Genomic DNA, 4215 nt, shown 5'->3' on the forward strand with positions numbered 1-4215 from the left:
CGCCAGGGGAGGGTGGGCGGAGCCGCATCCCGCGGTTCTCCGACAGCGGCTCGTTCACGGCGGTGCGTTCGCAGCGGTTCTTTTCCAGCGTTTCGTTCACAGCGTGTGGTCTACAGAGGAGAGAGCGTGCCCGAGCTGCCCGAGGTCGAGGTCGTCCGGCGCGGGCTGGACCGGTGGGTCCGCGGCCGTACCGTCACCTCCGTCGAGGTGCTGCACCCGCGCGCCATCCGCCGCCACGTCGCCGGACCCGCCGACTTCGCCGCCCGGCTGACCGGCCACCGCATCGGCGAGCCGCGCCGCCGCGGCAAGTACCTCTGGCTGCCGATGGAGAGCGCCGACGCGCTCTCCGTACTCGCCCACCTCGGCATGAGCGGCCAGCTCCTCGTCCAGCCGCACGACGCCCCCGACGAGAAGCACCTGCGTGTCCGCGTCCGCTTCGCCGACGCGGACGGCACCGAACTGCGCTTCGTCGACCAGCGCACCTTCGGCGGGCTCTCCCTGCACGACGCCGTCCCCGGCGACCCGGACGGCCTCCCGGACGTCATCGCGCACATCGCCCGCGACCCGCTGGACCCCGCCTTCGACGAGGCCGCCTTCCACGCCGCGCTGCGCCGCCGCCGTACGACCGTGAAGCGCGCGCTGCTCGACCAGTCGCTGATCAGCGGCGTGGGCAACATCTACGCCGACGAGGCGCTGTGGCGCTCGCGGCTGCACTACGAGCGCCCCACCGCGACTCTCACCCGCCCCCGCGGCGCCGAACTCCTCGGCCATGTGCGCGAGGTGATGAACGCGGCCCTGGCGGTGGGCGGCACCAGCTTCGACAGCCTCTACGTCAATGTGAACGGCGAGTCGGGGTACTTCGACCGTTCCCTGGACGCGTACGGGCGCGAGGACGAGCCCTGCCGCCGCTGCGGCACCGCCATACGCCGGCGACCCTGGATGAACCGCTCCAGCTACTTCTGCCCGCGCTGCCAGCGCCCGCCGCGCCCGACGGCCACCGGGCGCTGACGAGTTTCAGGCACTGCTCCTGAAAAGCCCTCAGAAGCCGAAGTCCTGGGTCCACCAGGGGCCGCCGGGGCCGAAGTGCACTCCGACGCCCAGCTTCTTGTAGTCGCAGTTGAGGATGTTCGCCTTGTGGCCGGGGCTGTGCATCCAGGTGTCCATGACGGCCTTCGCGTCCGCCTGGCCGCGCGCGATGTTCTCGCCGCCCAGGTTCTTGATGCCGCGCTTCTTGGCCCGGTCCCAAGGGCTCTTGCCGTCCGGGTCGGTGTGGGCGAAGAAGCCCCGCTTGGCCATGTCCTCGCTGAAGTCCCCGGCGAGCGCGTCGAGCGGCTCGCTCGCGGCGACGGGGCTACAGCCGGCCTTCGCCCGCTCCTGGTTGACCAGGGCGAGGACCTGGCTGCGGGCCGCCGCGACGCGGCCGGAGGGAGCCGACGCGGACGCGGTCTGCCGGGGCGCGGCCGGGGCGTGCGCGGCGTCGTCGGTACGGGGCGGGGCTCCGGCGCGGTCCGTGGCGCCGTGGCTCGAACGCGGGTCGGTCCCCGCTCCCTTCCCGGCCTTGTCTCCGGACTCCTCCTCATCCTTCGCGGGGGAGGGCTAGGCGGACGGGGGAGCCGTGGCGGCGGGTGGCGGGGTGCGTCCATGGCGGCCCATGTGTACTGCCTTCCTTACGTGCGCTGCGCGTTGCCAGGCATCGACATGCGTCACTCGTACGGGCTAGTAGTCGTATTGAGCGGCGACTGTACGCCATGGTCATCGGGGCCGACGTGCTCCGCGGGCAATTGGCCGGTTAGCGTGCGGACATGAACGAGAATGTCCGTCTGACCGCCTGGGTCCGTGGCCATGTACAAGAGGTGGGGTTCCGGTGGTTCACCCGCGCCAACGCGCTCCGTATCGGGGATCTCACCGGATTCGCCTCGAATCTCTCCGACGGCCGGGTGCAGGTCGTCGCGGAGGGCCCGCGCGAGGGGTGCGATCAATTGCTCGACTGGCTGCGTACCGGGGACACGCCCGGCCGGGTCGACGGCGTGACGGAGATCTGGGACACACCGCGCGGCGGATACGACGGGTTCGAGATCCGCTGAGCGCGCGGGCGTGCGTACGGCGGACGGGGGCGCACGAGAGGACGGCGAAACCGTTCAGTGGGCGTGATCTGAGCGTCTCGGGCATATGCGAAGGGCAGAAATGACCTGATGGTTGCCAAGTGCGCCCGCCCGTGCAAGGCTGCCCCTCGACGGATGATCTCTACGCCCCCGCGGGCCCGGGAAGAGGAAGCGCCGCGCATTGAGCCGCCGCGCGCCCCTGGGTTGCCCCTTGATACGGGGCGTGATCGTGTTGACCGTCAAACTTTTTGGTGAGACGCTGGAAGCCCCGCGCACCTTAGCTGTTTGGCATTGAACACAGTAGTGATGGCAGACACCGCGGGTGCGAATCCCTCACGACCCACACCGCTTCGGTCGGTCACTCAGTGTGGAGGACCATCCATCATGGCAAAGGCGCTTCTCGGTTACGTCGGCGGCTCCGACCCCCGAGTTCTCTCCGAGATGCGACGGCTTCAGCAGCGTGTCCAGGACCTCGAATCCGAGCTCATCCGGATTCAGGCCGAAAATGACGCGCTGTACGCCGCCGCGCACCACGGCAACTCGCTGCTCGACAGCATGGACGTACCGCAGGCGGAGCCTGCGCTGGCCTGACCTCAACCCTTACCCCAGGGTTGCCCGGGCTGCAATGTCAGCCGCTTGAGAATCCGCAAGGGACGCTTCGGCGTCCCTTCGTTTTTTCCGGCTGCTACCCACCGCCTCCTCACCGTCAGATGTGCCCTGCACCATAACCGGTGAAACCGAAAATGAAGCGGGGCGCCCCGTGCCCGCGCCGGGACCGGGTCCAGGCGGGGGCGGGCGGTAGAGTCCCACGGCGTGCATCTCAAGTCCCTGACCCTCCGAGGTTTCAAATCCTTCGCCTCGGCTACGACGCTCCGCTTCGAGCCGGGTATCACGTGCGTCGTAGGCCCGAACGGCTCCGGCAAGTCCAATGTCGTGGACGCCCTTTCCTGGGTCATGGGCGAACAAGGGGCCAAGTCGCTGCGCGGCGGCAAGATGGAAGACGTCATCTTCGCCGGAACCACCGGCCGGCCGCCGCTGGGCCGCGCCGAGGTGTCGCTGACCATCGACAACTCCGACGGCGCGCTGCCCATCGACTACTCGGAAGTCACCATCACGCGGATCATGTTCCGCAATGGCGGCAGCGAATACCAGCTCAATGGCGATACGTGCCGGCTGCTCGACATCCAGGAACTGCTCTTCGACTCCGGTATCGGCCGCGAAATGCACGTCATCGTCGGCCAGGGCCAGCTGGACTCCGTTCTGCACGCCGATCCGATGGGGCGGCGCGCCTTCATCGAGGAGGCGTCCGGAGTTCTCAAACACCGCAAGCGCAAGGAGAAGGCGCTGCGGAAACTCGACGCGATGCAGGCCAATCTCTCGCGCGTACAGGATCTGACCGATGAGTTGCGCAGACAGCTCAAACCGCTCGGGCGGCAGGCCGCCGTCGCACGCCGGGCGGCCGTTATCCAGGCCGATCTGCGCGATACCAGGCTGCGGCTGCTCGCCGACGACCTCGTGACCTTGCGCGAGGGGCTGCGCGCCGAGATCGAGGACGAGGCGGCGCTCAAGGCGCGCAAGGACGCCGCCGACGCGGCGCTGAAGGCGGCGCTCCAGCGCGAGGCGGAGCTGGAGGAGCGGGTGCGTACGCTCGCGCCGCGGCTCCAGCGGGCGCAGCAGACCTGGCACGAGCTGTCGCAGCTCGCCGAGCGGGTGCGCGGGACGATCGGGCTGGCCGACGCCCGCGTCAAGAGCGCGACCGCGGCCCCCGGCGAGGAGCGGCACGGCCGCGACCCCGAGGACATGGAGCGCGAGGCGGCCCGGATCCGTGAGACGGAGGCCGAGCTGGAGGCCGCGCTGGAGGCGGCGAGCCGGGCGCTGGACGACACGATGGAGCACCGCGCCGAGCTGGAGAGCCGGCTGGCGCAGGAGGAACGGCGGCTGCGCGACGTCGCGCGCGCCATCGCCGACCGCCGCGAGGGGCTCGCCCGGCTGCACGGCCAAGTCAACGCCGCCCGAGGCCGGGCCGGTTCGGCGCGCGCCGAGATCGACCGGATGGCCGCCGCGCGCGACGAGGCACGGGAGCGGGCCGCGGCGGCCGAGGAGGAGTACGAGC

6 protein-coding genes are annotated in these 4215 nt (G+C 70.4%); 5 read left to right on the forward strand and 1 reads right to left on the reverse strand.

Annotation, left to right across the window (positions count from 1 at the left end; all coding sequences use genetic code 11):
• Positions 1–126 precede the first annotated feature (126 nt).
• Positions 127–1008: a bifunctional DNA-formamidopyrimidine glycosylase/DNA-(apurinic or apyrimidinic site) lyase gene (mutM, locus tag ACFU99_RS35255; protein WP_384400168.1), complete on the forward strand. Its 882-nt coding sequence runs from the start codon at positions 127–129 to the stop codon at positions 1006–1008.
• Between the two features lie 30 nt (positions 1009–1038).
• Here mutM and ACFU99_RS35260 read toward each other — a convergent pair whose 3' ends face one another.
• A complete protein-coding gene (locus ACFU99_RS35260) occupies positions 1039–1386 on the reverse strand; it encodes a CAP domain-containing protein (protein WP_384400182.1) in 348 nt (115 codons plus the stop codon).
• Between ACFU99_RS35260 and ACFU99_RS35265 the strand changes: the two genes are divergently transcribed.
• The 4 genes from ACFU99_RS35265 to ACFU99_RS35280 form a co-directional block, all read left to right on the forward strand.
• A complete protein-coding gene (locus tag ACFU99_RS35265) occupies positions 1295–1600 on the forward strand; it encodes a hypothetical protein (protein ID WP_384400171.1) in 306 nt (101 codons plus the stop codon). The genes ACFU99_RS35260 and ACFU99_RS35265 overlap by 92 nt on opposite strands.
• Before the next feature lie 202 nt (positions 1601–1802).
• Positions 1803–2084: an acylphosphatase gene (locus ACFU99_RS35270; RefSeq protein ID WP_384400173.1), complete on the forward strand. Its 282-nt coding sequence runs from the start codon at positions 1803–1805 to the stop codon at positions 2082–2084.
• A gap of 402 nt (positions 2085–2486) precedes the next feature.
• Entirely contained in the window at positions 2487–2693 is a 207-nt protein-coding gene (locus ACFU99_RS35275) for a hypothetical protein (RefSeq protein ID WP_384400176.1), read from the forward strand.
• Between the two features lie 222 nt (positions 2694–2915).
• Positions 2916–4215 (forward strand): chromosome segregation SMC family protein (locus ACFU99_RS35280; RefSeq protein ID WP_384400179.1); only part of this gene is annotated, 1300 nt, incomplete at its 3' end.

It is taken from the genome of Streptomyces sp. NPDC057654 (assembly GCF_042800135.1).
In the GTDB taxonomy this organism is placed as follows: Bacteria; Actinomycetota; Actinomycetes; order Streptomycetales; family Streptomycetaceae; genus Streptomyces.

Coding starts and splice junctions, on each gene's coding strand:
- ACFU99_RS35265 (WP_384400171.1), top strand. CDS start 1,295: ATGTCCTCGCTGAAGTCCCCGGCGAGCGCGTCGAGCGGCTCGCTCGCG.
- ACFU99_RS35270 (WP_384400173.1), top strand. CDS start 1,803: ATGAACGAGAATGTCCGTCTGACCGCCTGGGTCCGTGGCCATGTACAA.
- ACFU99_RS35275 (WP_384400176.1), top strand. CDS start 2,487: ATGGCAAAGGCGCTTCTCGGTTACGTCGGCGGCTCCGACCCCCGAGTT.